The following is a 14,012-nucleotide window of genomic DNA, read 5'->3' on the forward strand; positions in this document are numbered from 1 at the left end:
GATAGGGAGCTACGCTGTTGGGATCCATGGTAGCAGATGCGTGCGGCGATGTTACATCTTGCAATACGTTGGGATTGATGCAGGGCACGTTTTATGCGGGCTGTAGGAGGGGGCGAAGCCCGCGAAAGACTTTTGTTACTTTCGCGAACTTCGCCCATCTGAGGCAGGGCCGACCATCCTTGGCTTACTTCACAGGCACCAAGGTCAGCCGCTGTGTGCCGTAGGCCTTCTCGAGGTTTTGCGGCTGCATCGGGAAGGTCATGTACTGGCCCTTGAGCCAGTTCTGGATACCATCGGCGTAATGCGGGCTGGCCGGGTTGCCGGATTGGCCGGTGCTGTTCACCCCCATCATGGGCTCGGGCTGGCCGAAGTCCACCACGATGCGCATGGCTGGCACCAGCCAGGCATCGAAGTTGCTGCCCCAGTGGTAGGCCGCCGCGTTGAGGGTGGTGTGATCGCCGCCGGCCGGTACGGGGCCCCGGTTGAGGTAGCCATCGAGGGCAGCCAGGCCGGCGCGCTGCGTAGCGTCCAGCCAGGGGGCCATCTTGGTGCCTTCGGTGGTCCAGCGGTATTGATGCAGCTTGCCCCACTGCCAGGCCTTGTGGTCCGTGCCCATCAGGCTGTCGCCGCTGGTTACCGCCGCTGCCAGGCTGCGGGCCAGGATCGTTGGCTTGTCTTCCTTGCCAGGTGTGCGCGTGTCGTCCCAGAACGGGCTGTCGTCACGGCCGAGCAGGTGGTCGGCCTGGGCGGAATAAGATTGGTCGGCATTGGCGACGAAGGCCTTCCACGCGGGGCTGTCTTCTGGCCCCAGCTCGTCAAGGAACGTCTGGCGCGCGCTCTCCTGAAGGAACAGCTCGTAGAGGGCGGCATCGGCCGAATCCGCCGACAGCCGACCATCGAAGGCCATCAATCGGCTGAGCGCTTCCCGTGCCTTGGCGCGGTCCGCGGCGGGGAGGGCGTCGATAGCTTTTTGCAGGGGTTGGGCCACACCTGGCGCCTCGAACATGCGCTTGAGCTTGGCGGCGAAAAGCGTGGTCTGGTCGTATTGCCAGGCGATCATGCTGCGGGCGTCCTGCTTGCCGTTGGCGGCCAGCTGGGCGATGCGCTCACTGCGCTCCGAGTAGTACCAGGAGCTGGACAGCTGCATGCCATAGCCCGGCTGCGCGGTGCGCTGGTTAGCAGTACCCAGCCAGCCGCTGGCAGGCGTTTGATCATAGGGGTGCAACATCGGGTCGGCATAGCCGTCCCAATCGTAGCGGCTGTCCCAACCGGGCGAAGGTACCTGCCCCTTGCCATCCTTGCGGTTCGGGTAGCGACCGGTTACCTGCCAGCCGATGTCGTTCGCATCGGCGAATACCATGTTCAAGGCGATAGCGCGGATGTCCCGGGCACTGTCAAAGGCCTTTTCCACTGATTGCGCGCGTGACAGGTTGAAGAAGGCATCCAGCGACTGGTCATCCTTGAGGTCTGGCGTTTCCAGGGCCAGCCCGTAGCCGCTGGCGAACGGTGCGGGCTGCACGCCTACCTTGCGTTCGCCCAGCGCGGTATTGAGCAATGGGCCGTGGCGGGTTTCGTAGATCACCTCGCGCACAGGGCTCTGGCCCTTGATGAAGAAGGTTTCGTTGCGTGCGGCCGCGCGCAGCCACTTGCCGTCGGCCTGGTACATCAGTACGCCGTTCTCGCGCTTCACCCGCTCCAGGAACACGTCCTGGTTATCGCCCATGACCATGGTCATGCCCCAGGCGAGCTTGCCGTTGAAGCCGGCCACCACCGCAGGCACCCCAGCGAGCGACACCCCGGCGGCCTGGAATTTCGGTGCGCGGATCTGCACGAAATTCCACGCGCTGGGCAGGCCGATGGGCAAGTGGGTGTCATTGGCGAACAGGCTCTTGCCACTGCGGCTGCGCGACGGTGCCAGTGCCCAGTTGTTGGACGCCGCCACGCCCAGTTGGCCGAGGCCGGCGAGCTGCTCGCTGACGGCGCTCAGGCTGGCGAACTGCCCACCCAGGGCCAGCCCCTTGAGCTTGGCCGCTTCATCGAACGGCAACGGCTCGTCGGGGTAGGTGGGCAACAGCCAGGCCAGGTTGTCGGCACCTACCTTCTGTGCCAGCACGAGGCTGTTGATTTCTTCCTGAAGGTTCATCTGCAGGCTGAAATTCATCAGGCAGAATACCAAGGCCGAATCCTCGCCTTTCCAGTACTCAGGCTTGTAGCCAGACTGTGCAAGGTCCATCGGCAGCTTGTCTTTGTAACGGAACAGCCAGGCGTTCACGCCACGTGCGTAGATCTCGAAGAAGTTACGCAAGCGCGGCGAGGCGGCGGCGTACAATTCGGCGGCACGGCGCTTGAGGTCCACGGTGCGCATGAAGCGGTCGGCCTCCAGTGCGCCTGGCCCGACCATTTCGGCCAGGCGCCCTTGTGCCAGCAGGCGCATGCCGACCATCTGGCTGATCCGATCGCTGGCGTGTACATAGCCCAGGGCGAACAGCGCATCATGGAAGTTGCTGCTTTCGATCAGCGGCATGCCCAGGGTGTTGCGCCGTACTGACACGTTTTGCCCCAGCCCTTTGAGCGGCTGCACCCCCATGCTGGGCGGCAGGCTTTCACTGTTGTGGTCGTCGACCCAGGTCTGGCACCCCGCTAGCCCGAGCGCGCCAGAAATGGCCGCAGCCAGGCCGAAACGGGGTACAAAGTGGCGGAAAGCAGACAACGCCATGGAGGGCTCCTGGGGCAAGCATCGGAAAGGCGCTTAAGGTAGTTAGCCTGTTGGCGGTTCGCAAGCCAGCCCATCGGCTTTATTTCAGGGCAACACGGGCGGAACAACCCTGCCAGCCGCCCGGTCCACTATGGGCAGGCACGAGGCCTCTTATCCTTACAATCACGGCCCGAAGGAGATACCAATGAGAAAGTGGGAGATCACCTTCCTAGACCACAAGGGCATCATTGACCGCCTGGAGCTGGCGTCGGATAACCAGCCGACTACTGAAGAAGCGGCTGTGGCGGTGCGTACAAAGTTGTTCCCGGTTACCGCAAAGGCGGATCTCAACGACTTCGAAGGCCGCGTGGAGGCTCCCGCGGTCAAATGGCTCGAAGAGCAGAATGGAGTGAGAATCACCGACATCAACGAAAAGGCCTGAACCCGCAAACGCCCCCTTTTACCTTCGAACGCTTCATGCAAGTGACCGGCGTGGCCGGTAACACGGAAAGTCTATCCATCGCTTTCAGGAGGACGAGACATGAGCACTGTTTACCAGGAAGACATCAGTACGATGTTGCTCCGCAAAATGAAAGAAGGTGGCTTTGACTTCGCCGCCATCCATCCCATCGAATTCTACGCGGTGTTCCCTGACGAAGACGGCGCCCGCGCCGCCGCTGGTCAGTTCAGGGGCGAGTCTCTCAACGCGCAGGTGATGGAGCGCCCGGATGGCGCCTGGCACTTGGAATTGTCGAAGCTGATGTATGCCACTCGGTTCGGGATCGGCGAGTTCGAACACGACTTTGAATGTGTTGTAGAGCCGCTTGGCGGCGAAATAGAAGGCTGGGGCGTAAAGCACAGGTTACCCGGGCACCGAGCGTAAATGTATTTCCCAAAAAAAAGGCCACCTCAACGGTGGCCGAACGGGAAAGTAAAGGGTGTCGGCGGTAGATGCCGAACAGGCGTCAGGTTTGCAGCCGATAGGCCAGGCGTGTGAAATCAACAGCGACTATATAGGTCATAGCAATAAGCCTTTAACGGGGCTTGCGTCCCCGTGAGGCGTGGCCTTTGTTCCCCAGCCTGCGCTTGCACGGTTTTAGTGCGGTTCTTGCCCCTGCGGTAATGGGTAACCGCAGCGGGTACCGTGGTGCTTGAAGTTCAGAGTGCTGGCACGGGGCTTGCGACAAAGGTATGTCCAGGTGACAAGGAGCACGGCATGAGCCGCACCTTTTATGACGAGATGTACGACGCGGACGGCCATGTTCGCCCGCACTATCAGGCTTTTGCCCAATGGCTTGCCCGCACCCCCGAAGAGCTCCTGTCGCAACGGCGCCGTGAAGCCGACCTGCTGTTTCACCGTGCTGGCATCACGTTCACCCTCTATGGGGACGAACAAGGTACCGAGCGGCTGATCCCCTTCGATATCATCCCGCGCAGCATTCCGGCCAGTGAATGGCGAGTGGTGGAGCGCGGCTGCATTCAGCGTGTGAAGGCGCTGAACATGTTCCTCGCCGACCTTTACCACGACCAGCGCATCATCAAGGCCGGCGTGATACCAGCGGAGCAGGTACTGGCCAACGAGCAGTATCAGCTGGCGATGCAAGGGCTGGATCTGCACCGGGACGTGTATTCGCACATTTCAGGGGTGGATCTGGTGCGCGATGGCGACGGCAGCTATTACGTACTGGAAGACAACCTGCGTACCCCCAGCGGCGTGAGCTATATGCTCGAAGACCGCAAGATGATGATGCGTCTCTTCCCCGAGCTGTTCGCGGCGCAGCGGATCGCACCGGTCGATCACTACCCCAGCCTGCTGCTGGACACGCTCAAAAGCTCCAGCCCGTTGGACGACCCCAGCGTAGTAGTACTCACGCCGGGCCGCTTCAACAGCGCCTTCTTCGAGCACGCGTTTCTGGCGCGGGAAATGGGGGTGGAACTGGTCGAGGGCGCAGACCTCTTCGTTCGTGACGAGAAGGTGTACATGCGCACCACCCACGGCCCCCAGCAGGTGGATGTGATCTATCGCCGGCTGGACGACGCCTTCCTCGACCCGCTCGCCTTCAACCCCGACTCGATGCTGGGCGTGCCCGGTCTGCTGGTGGCCTACCGGTCCGGTAACGTGGTGCTGGCCAATGCCATCGGTACCGGCGTGGCGGATGACAAGTCGGTGTACCCGTTCGTGACGGACATGATCCGGTTTTATCTGGACGAAGAGCCGATTCTCAAGAACGTGCCCACCTGGCAGTGCCGCAAGCCGGAGGAGCTGTCCCATGTGCTGGCGCATTTGCCCGAGCTGGTGGTCAAGGAAACCCAGGGGTCTGGGGGTTACGGCATGCTGGTGGGGCCGGCGTCCACCGCTGCCGAGATCGAAGCGTTCCGCGCGCGCATCAAGGCGCGGCCAGCGGCGTACATCGCCCAACCCACCCTCAGCCTTTCAACTTGTCCCACGTTCGTGGAAAACGGTATCGCCCCTCGCCATATCGACCTGCGCCCGTTCGTGCTGTCCGGCAAAGAAACCCGAGTGGTGCCCGGCGGCCTGACCCGTGTCGCCCTGCGCGAGGGCTCGCTGGTGGTCAATTCGTCCCAGGGCGGCGGCACCAAAGACACCTGGGTTGTCGAGGATCAAGGAAGCCTGCCCAATGCTCAGTAGAACCGCCTCAGACCTTTACTGGATGTCGCGCTACCTGGAGCGCGCGGAGAACATGGCACGTATGCTCGATGTGAGTTATTCGCTGTCATTGATGCCCCAGGACGGCCGTACTGGCCTCGACGAAATGGCCATGCCGTTACTGATCACCGGCACGCTCGACGATTACCTCGCGCGCCACGGTGAGCTGGACCACGAACGCCTGCTGCATTTCTTTGCACTGGATGCCACCAACCACGGCAGCATCTACAGCTGCCTGGGCGCGGCGCGGGCGTCGGCCCATGCGGTGCGTGGGCGAATTACCGCGGACATGTGGGAAAACATCAACGCCACCTGGCTGGAAATCCGCGGGATCGCGGCCCAGGGGCTGGCGCAATACGGCATGAGCCGCTTTTGCGAGTGGCTCAAGGAGCGTTCGCACCTGTTCCGTGGCGCTACCTACGGCACCATCATGCGCAACGATGCCTTCCGCTTCATCCGCTTGGGCACCTTCCTCGAGCGTGCCGACAACACGTTGCGCCTGCTCGATGCCCGCTACGAAATGATGAGCATCAAAGCGCTCAACACCGTGGCAGACGATTCGGCCTGGAGCTACTACCAATGGAGTGCGTTGCTGCGAGCGCTGTCCTCGTTCGAGGCCTACACGGAAATCTACCGGGATGCCCCGGCGGCGCGCCCGGTGGCCGAGCTGCTGTTGCTCAGGGCTGACGTCCCTCGCTCGCTGCGCGCCTGTACCGAGGAAATCGACCAGATCCTCTCGGTGCTACCGGGGCTCAATGGCCGCCCCGCGCAGCGCGCGGCTGCGGAGATGGACGCGCGCTTGCGCTATACCGGGATCGACGACATTTTGCAGGAAGGCCTGCACGAGTGGCTAAACCAGTTCATCGATGAAATACGCGAGCTGGGTAACGTCATTCACCGCTGCTACCTGGAGGTTGTATGAGGCTTACGATCAGTCACGAAACCACCTATCGCTTCGAGGACGAAGTGCGCAGCAGCATTCAGTACCTGCGCCTTACTCCGCACGATACCGAGCGCCAGCAGGTGCTCAGCTGGCAGCTCGACCTGCCACGGGCCGTTCGCCCGCAGCTCGACCCTTTCGGCAATGTGCTTCACGTGCTGAGCCTGGAAGACCCCCATGGGGAAATTGTGATCCGCGCCCGTGGGCAGGTTGAAATCAACGAAACCCTGGAGGCCGAACACGAACGGCCGTCGCCTTTGCCCTACCTGCGAACCACCAGCCTGACCGAGGCCGATCTGGGGCTGCGGGAATTCGCTCACGCCACCTGCGGCAATCGACGCGACCGTAACGCCCTGATCGAGCTGATGCATGGCCTCGGTGCACACATGGCCGCTGCAGCAGGGAATGAGGCTCATCCGCTGACCGCGACCCAGGCCTTTACGCAGCGCAGTAGCGGCTGTCATGACAAGGCGCACGCTTTTCTCGCCGGTGCCCGTACGCTGGGCATCGCCGCGCGCTATGTATCAGGCTATTTGTATACGCCGGGGAGCCATGAGCTTGCCGACCATGCCTGGGCGGAGGCCTGGCTTGATGGCGCCTGGTACAGCTTCGACGTAGCCGAGGGGCTGGCGCGGCCCGAGCGGCATCTCAAGCTGGCGGTAGGCCTGGACCATCTGGACGCCTGCCCTGTGCGCGCCATGCGCCGCGCGGGCGGGATAAAAGCCAGCAGCGGGCACGTAGAGGTCACCGCCGGGCCTGCGCCCGCACGTGCGACGGCAGTACTCACTCAGCAACAGTGAACGATGCGCCAGGCCGCTGCCCCCGGAGGCTGCGGCCGCTAGCGCCTGCTAGCCGAAGAAGCGCCCCAGGTTGGGCACGATCAAAAGTAATGTCGTGGCAAAGACAATGAGTCCCGCCTGGCGAAATTTAGGATGTTTGAACATGACATCTAGCCTTTCTTTTTGTTGACCAGCGCCAGCCCCGCTGCCTGGGGCGGCTTCACTGCGTATTGGCTGGTCGCGGTGCGCAGGCGAGCGGCCCGCGCGACCGGAACACTTTTCAATGTAGAAGCACACAGTGTGCTGTCCAGCACGATCAGCTAGGAATTTGCCCTATTTCGCTGCAAAATCCCGGGGAACTCCTCGCCGTATCGTTTCAGTACGTTGACCTAGACAGCCTGCGCAGAGTCACTTCGCCGCCTGACCGTTCGTCTGTCCGCGGTATTGCATTTACCTACCGTTCCCATGCAGGCTTGCGGCAAGCAATCCCGCTTGTTTCGACCCGAGACCGATACCCATGTCGTTGCGCATCTGCATCCTCGAAACCGACCACATTCGCCCTGAGCTGGTGGAGCAGTACACCGGCTATGGCGCGATGTTCCAGGCGCTGTTCAAACGCCAGCCGGTGGCCGCGGATTTCGACGTGTTCAATGTGGTAGACGGGCAGTATCCGCCCGAGAACGCGCGCTACGATGCTTACCTGGTCACGGGCAGCAAGGCGGACTCGTTCGGCAACGATCCCTGGATCGAAACCCTCAAGGCGTTTTTGCTCGAGCGCTACCAGCGGGGCGACAAACTGCTCGGGATCTGCTTCGGCCACCAGCTGCTGGCGCTGCTGCTGGGTGGCCGCGCGCAACGGGCAGAGCAGGGTTGGGGCGTGGGTAGCCACCGGTACCAGCTGCACGCTCAGGCCCCCTGGATGACCCCACACAGCGGTGACCTGACACTGCTCATCAGCCATCAGGACCAGGTGACCGAACTGCCCGAAGGGGCCACCGTGGTCGCCTCCAGCGAATTCTGCCGCTACGCCGCTTACCAGCTCAACGATCAGGTACTGTGCTTCCAGGGCCACCCGGAGTTTGTCCACGACTACTCTCGCGCGCTGCTCGACCTTCGCCAGCAGAACCTGGGGGAACACGTGTATCAGGCGGCCATGGACAGCCTGGCTCACGACCATGACGGTGCCACCGTTGCCGAATGGATGATGCGCTTCGTGGCCGCGCCGCGTGAACAGGCGCAGAAGGCGGGTTGATTCGGCAGCAATCCAGCTACCTGGTCACACAACGGATGGCGATCACCATGTGGGACCAGGCAGTAGCCCGGGAATGACCAGCTTACAACCACCCCGACCGCTTGAAGCTGGCGAACAACCCTGAACAGCCCACCACGATCACGCCCAGCACCGTGAAGTAACCGTAGTGCCAGTTCAGCTCTGGCATGTACTGGAAGTTCATGCCGTAGATGCCCGCGATGGCAGTAGGGAAGGCCAGGATCGCGGCCCAGGCGGCGAACTTGCGTTGGGTAACGCTTTGCCGCGCGGATTCGAGCAGCATGCCGATTTCGATGGTTTGGCTGGCGATGTCACGAATGCCGGTCAAATCTTCCATCTGCCGCGTGACGTGGATCTGCACATCGCGGAAGTACGGCCGCATGTTCTTGTCGATGAACGGGAAATCCAGCCGTTGCAGTTCCTCACTGATTTCCACCATCGGTGCCAGGTAGCGGCGCATGCGCAGCAGGTCCCGGCGCAGGTTGTGCAGGCAATGGATATCCCGCTCGTTGAGTGCCTGGCTCAGCACGTTCTGCTCCAGCGTTTCGATTTCCTGATGGATGCTTTCGGTGACGGGCTGATAGTTCTCGCTGACAAAATCGAGGATGGCGTACAGCACGAAATCTTCGCCATGCTCCAGCAGGATCGGGCGCGCCTCGCAGCGCTGACGTACCAGCGCGTACGAAGCAGAATGGCCGTTGCGACAGGTGATCACGTAGCCCTTGCCAGCGAAGATATGGGTTTCGATGAATTCCAGCTTGCCTTCGCGCCGCACGGGTGAGTAGGTCACGATGAACAGCGCGTCGCCGAAGGTTTCCAGCTTGGGCCGGCTGTGACGCTCCAGCGCATCTTCTATGGCCAACTCGTGAAGGCCAAACTGCTTTTGCAACAAGGACAGCGTGGCGGCATCGGGCTCCTCAAGGCCGATCCACACGAAGTGGCGAGGCTGGCAGGCCCACTGGCGGCCATCCTCCACTTTGATGTCGGTAACTTTCTTGCCGGCGCTGTACACCGCCGCGGCAACGACTCGGCCCATGATCGGTGGATCTCCACTGGTGTCGCCAGATCAGAGTGGTGCGTGTGCTTGCAGTTCAGTGAGCTGAGACAGCTCGTCGATGCAGGCCTGCATGGCGTGCTCGCAGCGCGCCATCAGGTCGGGAATATCCTTGGCGGTAAGCCCCTGGGTAGGGATTGGCGCCAGTGAGCGTACCCGAATGTCGCCACTGTGCCGGCGGTTGAAATCCAGGGCATGCACATAGCGGCTGGCGCAGACCGGAACGATCGGCACGCCCGCGTCGATCGCCATCATGAATGCGCCCTTCTTGAACGGCAGCAGGCGCTCATCAGGGTTACGCGTACCCTCAGGGAAAATCCAGATAGACGTGTGCTGATCGCGCAATACCCGGCTGGTGGTTTGCAGCGCCCTTCGGGCCTGGTAGGCGTTGTCCCGGTTGAGCAGCACGTTGCCGCCCAACCAGAACAGCTGACCAAACAAGGGGACCCAGCCCAGGCTTTTCTTTCCGATGCAGGCCATGCGGCGTGGCACGATCGAGCCAAGGAAGAACACATCGAAGTTGGATTGGTGGTTGGCGATGATCACGAAGCCTGGCGGCTGCGCCTGCAGTGTGGTGACGTCCGCCTCCAGCCGCAGGCCCATCAGCGCCAGCGACGGCCGGCTGTACAGCCGCGCGAAGATCCGGTTGTTGTCCGGGTTGAACGGCCGGGCCAGCCCGACCAGCAGGCCAAGCACGCCTACCACCAGAAAATTCAGGCCCAGCAAGGCCATGCGAACGACGTAGAGCATGCCAACTACTCTCGATGCAAAGGCCACGCAGTGTACGGTCGTGGCCTGCAAGCGGCAAATGACATCGAGGGCGTTGCTGCCTCAGCCTACCTTGAACTGTTCACGGTCCAGCGCGATGGCTTCGTCCAGGGTGTCGAGCAGGGCCTTGCGTACCTTGAGCTTGGTGTTGCGGTGGGCGAGCTGGTTGATGCTTTTCAGGCGCTGTGCAGCCCTGGTTGCCGCTGCCGCCAAAGCCTCAGGCGCTACCACCTCATCGAGGAAGCCCGCGCTCAAGGCGCCTTGAGGGTCGAACATCTCCGCGCAGATGACCGAGCGGTGGAACGCCGAGCGGCGCAGGCGATCACGCGCCAGTTCGATCCCGGCGTGGTGCATGGTCATGCCAATCATTACTTCGTTCAGGCCGATATGGAACGGGCCTTCAACGCCGATGCGGTAGTCCGCTGCCAGCAGCAGGAAGGCGCCCTTGGCCACGGCATGGCCGGTGCACGCCACTACCACGGGGTGCGGGTGCGCGAGCAGCCGGCGTGCCAGTGTAGAGCCTGCGGTGACCAGTTCCACCGCCTGTTGCGGGCCGGCCGTCATTACCTTGAGGTCGTAGCCGCCGGAAAGAATGCCGGGCTGGCCGGTGATCACTACCACCGCGCGGTCGGTTTCGGCCCGGTCCAGCGCCTGATTGAACGCCTCGATCATTGCGGGAGAAATAGCGTTCACTTTGCCGTTGTTAAGGGTAAGCGTCGCCACGCCTTCGTCGAGGCGGTAGTCGATCAGGTCGGACATGGAGCGGTTCCTTGTATGAGAGGAGGCAAACGTTAACTGGCACCTTCGTTCCGGTAAAGCGCGGCGGGTGACCTGGCAGTCACGGCCGCAGCTTGCCGTTTGGGTAAGCGCATGAAAAGCATAAAAAAAGCTTTGCCATCCGATTCTGTTTCGACTACATTAGCGCGCCTCGACACACTGACGGTGTGAAGAGCTACGGTGAGGTGTCCGAGTGGTTGAAGGAGCACGCCTGGAAAGTGTGTATACAGGAAACTGTATCAAGGGTTCGAATCCCTTCCTCACCGCCACATAAAGAAAGCCCCGCAAGCCAACGCTTGCGGGGCTTTTTGCTTTTGGCTTGACCTAGGCCAGCCGGTCGCGCGGCGTTTTCGGGGCCAGGGTATCGTTGATCTGCCCGAACGTTTCCCGGTTGGCAATCGCCGTAAGCATGCGGCCATCCTTGAGCGTGGCTACAAAGGTCACCTCGTGCTCCTTGCCGCCGAACCACAGCCCCGCCATGAAACCTACCGGCCCCGCCACCAGGGCGCCGGCCATGCCCCAACCCAGCGCCGGCACCAGGTGGCGCGCGGTTTCCTCGTTGGCGATGGTAAGCCGGGCGACCCGGCTGAGCGGTATTTTCTCGCCCTCTGAAGGGTTGCGCACGGTCTTGAGGGTGAAGGCGTCATTCTCGAAATGGCCGTCGCCTTGAAGAAAGTCACCGGCCTGGATAGTGATCTTGGCCATGCTGCGCTCCTGCCCCGTTCACGAAAGCTTCCTCTGGTGATAGCTCATGAGGGCGCTTCGTCAATGTCGGGGCGACGGAGGGGCAGGGCAGTGCTCACCCGGCCTGGGTGATCACATAGTGCTGAGGCTTGCCGGCCACGTGCAGGTGAACTTCATCGCCTTCGCGGTGGCGCAGCAAGGCCTGGCCGAGCGGGGCGTTGGGCGTGATCACCGTCACGTTTCGGCCTTCTACCTGAACCACCAGGCCTGCAGCGTCAGGGCCGATGAACAGCGCGCGCAGTTCGCCCTCGGCATTCTCCAGCTCCACGTAATCACCGATACGCAGGCCATGCTCAGGGGCGTGCTCGGCGATGCGCAGCTCCCGAACCCGGCTAAGCGCCTGGGCGATTTCGGCCATGCGCCGCGCTTGCCCCGTGGCCAGATAAGACGCCTCCAGGCCCAGGGTGTCGTATTTGTTTTCGGCGACGTTTTCTTCATGGGTTGCCGCTTCATAGGCGGTTTGCGCCGCGCGCTGGGCCACCGCCAGGTCGCGTTCGAGCGCGCTCACAATCACCGCGTGCAGGTTAGCTTTGTCCATCAGTTGCAGAACCTCGCCACCTGTTCGCGGCTGTCATCGGTGGCGGCCGTTTGTGCCTGCTCCAGCCAGAACTGGCATTTTGGGTTGGCTTGGTTTGCAGGGTTGGCGCGGGCTGCCGCCTCTGCGTCACGCAACGCCTGTGAGTGCAGGTTTTGTTGATAGTGCTGGAACATCTCATCGGCTCCAGGCCCAGGCTCCGGCGTCGGGTCCGAAGGCGGCTGCATGCCTGGCTGTGCAGGCACTGGCTTTGGCACCTGCCCAGGCTGGCGGTCGATCGGGCGCGGCGGGGCGATAGCAGCGCCTGTACTCGCGGTAGGGCTTGGGGCCAGGGGCGGTGCATAGCCGTAATGCCAGGCGGCCCAGCCGGTCACGAGTATAAGGAGGAAGCCCAGCCACATACCCAGTGCAATGGACAGCACCAGCGAAAGGCTGGGAATACGCACCGCGAGCGTGCGGCGGGGAGGGTGGACAGGCATTTCAGGTCTCCGAAAACATTGCCGACGGCACAAGCACCTGCCGATAGTGTGGCACAGTCCGTGCTGCCTACAGTGGACGGCCCTGAGGCCAGCCCGCACAATTCGCGGTTTGCCTTGCTCGGCAGGAGCACAATGGACAACAGCTGGGATATTTTCTGCAAGGTGGTGGACAACTTCGGTGACGCCGGAGTGACCTGGCGCCTGGCCCGCCAGTTGGCGGGCGAGCACGGCCTGAAGGTTCGCCTGTGGATCGACGACCTCGGCGCGTTCGCTCGGCTGTGCCCGGGCGCCGATCCCCATGCCCAGGCCCAGCAGGTGCAAGGCGTGGAAGTGTGTGCATGGCGCGATCCGTGGCCGGGCGCCCCTGCCGCGCAGGTGGTGATAGAAGCATTCGGCTGCAAACTGCCGGCGGAGTACGAAGCCGCTCTGGCGGCCCGGCCCGGCCCTACCTTATGGGTCAATCTCGATTACCTGAGCGCCGAGCCGTGGGTGGGTGGGTGCCACGGCCTGCCCTCGATGAAATCCGGCGGGTTGAGAAAGTTCTTCTTCTTCCCAGGGTTTCGCCAGGACACCGGCGGCTTGCTGCGCGAGGCGGACCTGCTCGCGCGCCGGGCGGTGTTCGAGCATGACGTGGGTATACGGGCCGAGTTCCTGCGCAGCCTTGGCGTAACCCCAGCGCCTGGCGCTCGGCTTATCTCGCTGTTCGCCTACGAGAACGACGGCCTGCCGGGCTGGTTGACGCAACTGTCGAAGGCCGCCCAGCCCATCCATCTGTTAGTGCCGGAGGGGCGAGTGCTGGCCAGCCTGGAGCCCTGGGCAGGGGAGCGGCTGCAACCGGGCCAGTGCTGCGTGCGCGGTGCGCTCACGGTCCAGGTGTTGCCGTTCGTTTCTCAGCGCGATTACGACCACGTGTTATGGGCATGCGACTTCAATGCCGTGCGCGGGGAGGACTCTTTCGTACGGGCCCAGTGGGCAGCGCGGCCGATGCTCTGGCACATCTACCGGCAGGATGAATACGCACACTGGGAAAAGCTCGAGGCCTTCCTCGACCTTTACACCGAGGCACTGCCCGCTGCTGCCGCCGAAGCGTTGTCCGGGCTGTGGCGCGCCTGGAACATGGACGGGGACATGGCCACCGCCTGGGTGAACTTCGAGGCCCACCGTGACGTGCTGCAAGCCCACGCCCGGGCATGGTGCGAGCAAATGGCCGCTCGCCCGGACCTTGCCACGGCGCTGGTGCAGTTTTGCCGAAATTCGCTATGATACGCGGCTAGACCGTCACCACCCCTATTCGGAATTGCGT

Annotated in this window: 14 protein-coding genes and 1 tRNA gene; 8 read left to right on the forward strand and 7 right to left on the reverse strand. The window is 62.6% G+C overall.

The features are described from left to right. Positions 1-184: 184 nt before the first annotated feature. Positions 185-2,716, reverse strand: a complete 2,532-nt coding sequence (locus G7016_RS19225) for a penicillin acylase family protein (RefSeq protein ID WP_181117322.1) — start codon at positions 2,714-2,716, stop codon at positions 185-187. Positions 2,717-2,900: 184 nt separating this feature from the next. Between G7016_RS19225 and G7016_RS19230 the strand changes: the two genes are divergently transcribed. From G7016_RS19230 to G7016_RS19255, 6 genes are all read left to right on the forward strand, one after another. Continuing rightward, on the forward strand, positions 2,901-3,137 hold the full coding sequence (locus G7016_RS19230; RefSeq protein WP_181117323.1) for a hypothetical protein: 237 nt from the start codon (positions 2,901-2,903) through the stop codon (positions 3,135-3,137). Positions 3,138-3,236: 99 nt separating this feature from the next. Then, the gene (locus G7016_RS19235; protein WP_181117324.1) at positions 3,237-3,578 is read left to right on the forward strand and encodes a ribonuclease E inhibitor RraB; all 342 of its coding nucleotides are present in this window, start codon (positions 3,237-3,239) and stop codon (positions 3,576-3,578) included. A gap of 333 nt (positions 3,579-3,911) precedes the next feature. After that, positions 3,912-5,345, forward strand: coding sequence for a circularly permuted type 2 ATP-grasp protein (locus G7016_RS19240; protein ID WP_181117325.1), 1,434 nt, complete (start codon positions 3,912-3,914; stop codon positions 5,343-5,345). After that, positions 5,335-6,285, forward strand: a complete 951-nt coding sequence (locus G7016_RS19245) for an alpha-E domain-containing protein (RefSeq protein ID WP_181117326.1) — start codon at positions 5,335-5,337, stop codon at positions 6,283-6,285. Before G7016_RS19240 ends, G7016_RS19245 begins: the two co-directional genes overlap by 11 nt. Continuing rightward, positions 6,282-7,103 (forward strand): transglutaminase family protein, encoded by an 822-nt coding sequence (locus G7016_RS19250; protein WP_181117327.1) that lies wholly within the window; start codon positions 6,282-6,284, stop codon positions 7,101-7,103. The genes G7016_RS19245 and G7016_RS19250 overlap by 4 nt, the downstream gene beginning before the upstream one ends. 496 nt (positions 7,104-7,599) lie before the next feature. Further along, positions 7,600-8,334: an amidotransferase gene (locus G7016_RS19255; protein ID WP_181117328.1), complete on the forward strand. Its 735-nt coding sequence runs from the start codon at positions 7,600-7,602 to the stop codon at positions 8,332-8,334. A gap of 82 nt (positions 8,335-8,416) precedes the next feature. On the opposite strand, the gene G7016_RS19260 is transcribed toward G7016_RS19255, so the two are convergent. From G7016_RS19260 to G7016_RS19270, 3 genes are all read right to left on the reverse strand, one after another. Continuing rightward, on the reverse strand, positions 8,417-9,388 hold the full coding sequence (locus G7016_RS19260; RefSeq protein ID WP_181117329.1) for a magnesium and cobalt transport protein CorA: 972 nt from the start codon (positions 9,386-9,388) through the stop codon (positions 8,417-8,419). A 30-nt stretch (positions 9,389-9,418) separates the two neighbouring features. After that, a complete protein-coding gene (locus G7016_RS19265; protein WP_181117330.1) occupies positions 9,419-10,156 on the reverse strand; it encodes a lysophospholipid acyltransferase family protein in 738 nt (245 codons plus the stop codon). Between the two features lie 81 nt (positions 10,157-10,237). Then, on the reverse strand, positions 10,238-10,933 hold the full coding sequence (locus G7016_RS19270; RefSeq protein ID WP_181117331.1) for a crotonase/enoyl-CoA hydratase family protein: 696 nt from the start codon (positions 10,931-10,933) through the stop codon (positions 10,238-10,240). Between the two features lie 197 nt (positions 10,934-11,130). Here G7016_RS19270 and G7016_RS19275 point away from each other — a divergent pair. Further along, positions 11,131-11,220, forward strand: a tRNA-Ser gene (locus tag G7016_RS19275). 55 nt (positions 11,221-11,275) lie between these two features. On the opposite strand, the gene G7016_RS19280 is transcribed toward G7016_RS19275, so the two are convergent. From G7016_RS19280 to G7016_RS19290, 3 genes are all read right to left on the reverse strand, one after another. Continuing rightward, entirely contained in the window at positions 11,276-11,656 is a 381-nt protein-coding gene (locus G7016_RS19280; protein WP_181117332.1) for a hypothetical protein, read from the reverse strand. A 94-nt stretch (positions 11,657-11,750) separates the two neighbouring features. Further along, the gene (locus G7016_RS19285; protein ID WP_181117333.1) at positions 11,751-12,233 is read right to left on the reverse strand and encodes a GreA/GreB family elongation factor; all 483 of its coding nucleotides are present in this window, start codon (positions 12,231-12,233) and stop codon (positions 11,751-11,753) included. Next, positions 12,233-12,709 carry a hypothetical protein gene (locus G7016_RS19290; protein WP_181117334.1) on the reverse strand — a complete coding sequence of 159 codons (477 nt, stop codon included), beginning with the start codon at positions 12,707-12,709 and terminating at the stop codon, positions 12,233-12,235. The genes G7016_RS19285 and G7016_RS19290 overlap by 1 nt, the downstream gene beginning before the upstream one ends. Before the next feature lie 132 nt (positions 12,710-12,841). On the opposite strand from G7016_RS19290, the gene earP reads away from it, so the two are divergent. After that, on the forward strand, positions 12,842-13,972 hold the full coding sequence (gene earP / locus G7016_RS19295) for an elongation factor P maturation arginine rhamnosyltransferase EarP (RefSeq protein ID WP_181117335.1): 1,131 nt from the start codon (positions 12,842-12,844) through the stop codon (positions 13,970-13,972). The last annotated feature ends 40 nt before the right edge of the window (positions 13,973-14,012 follow it).

It is taken from the genome of Pseudomonas japonica, from assembly GCF_013522925.1.
Classification (GTDB): domain Bacteria; phylum Pseudomonadota; class Gammaproteobacteria; order Pseudomonadales; family Pseudomonadaceae; genus Aquipseudomonas; species Aquipseudomonas japonica_A.

Excerpts from the sequence above, each read along its gene's own strand:
- G7016_RS19280 (WP_181117332.1), bottom strand. The coding sequence starts at position 11,656 with ATGGCCAAGATCACTATCCAGGCCGGTGACTTTCTTCAAGGCGACGGC.
- G7016_RS19230 (WP_181117323.1), top strand. The coding sequence starts at position 2,901 with ATGAGAAAGTGGGAGATCACCTTCCTAGACCACAAGGGCATCATTGAC.
- G7016_RS19255 (WP_181117328.1), top strand. The coding sequence starts at position 7,600 with ATGTCGTTGCGCATCTGCATCCTCGAAACCGACCACATTCGCCCTGAG.
- G7016_RS19270 (WP_181117331.1), bottom strand. The coding sequence starts at position 10,933 with ATGTCCGACCTGATCGACTACCGCCTCGACGAAGGCGTGGCGACGCTT.
- G7016_RS19285 (WP_181117333.1), bottom strand. The coding sequence starts at position 12,233 with ATGGACAAAGCTAACCTGCACGCGGTGATTGTGAGCGCGCTCGAACGC.
- G7016_RS19225 (WP_181117322.1), bottom strand. The coding sequence starts at position 2,716 with ATGGCGTTGTCTGCTTTCCGCCACTTTGTACCCCGTTTCGGCCTGGCT.
- G7016_RS19290 (WP_181117334.1), bottom strand. The coding sequence starts at position 12,709 with ATGCCTGTCCACCCTCCCCGCCGCACGCTCGCGGTGCGTATTCCCAGC.
- G7016_RS19265 (WP_181117330.1), bottom strand. The coding sequence starts at position 10,156 with ATGCTCTACGTCGTTCGCATGGCCTTGCTGGGCCTGAATTTTCTGGTG.
- earP (WP_181117335.1), top strand. The coding sequence starts at position 12,842 with ATGGACAACAGCTGGGATATTTTCTGCAAGGTGGTGGACAACTTCGGT.
- G7016_RS19235 (WP_181117324.1), top strand. The coding sequence starts at position 3,237 with ATGAGCACTGTTTACCAGGAAGACATCAGTACGATGTTGCTCCGCAAA.
- G7016_RS19240 (WP_181117325.1), top strand. The coding sequence starts at position 3,912 with ATGAGCCGCACCTTTTATGACGAGATGTACGACGCGGACGGCCATGTT.
- G7016_RS19250 (WP_181117327.1), top strand. The coding sequence starts at position 6,282 with ATGAGGCTTACGATCAGTCACGAAACCACCTATCGCTTCGAGGACGAA.
- G7016_RS19260 (WP_181117329.1), bottom strand. The coding sequence starts at position 9,388 with ATGGGCCGAGTCGTTGCCGCGGCGGTGTACAGCGCCGGCAAGAAAGTT.
- G7016_RS19245 (WP_181117326.1), top strand. The coding sequence starts at position 5,335 with ATGCTCAGTAGAACCGCCTCAGACCTTTACTGGATGTCGCGCTACCTG.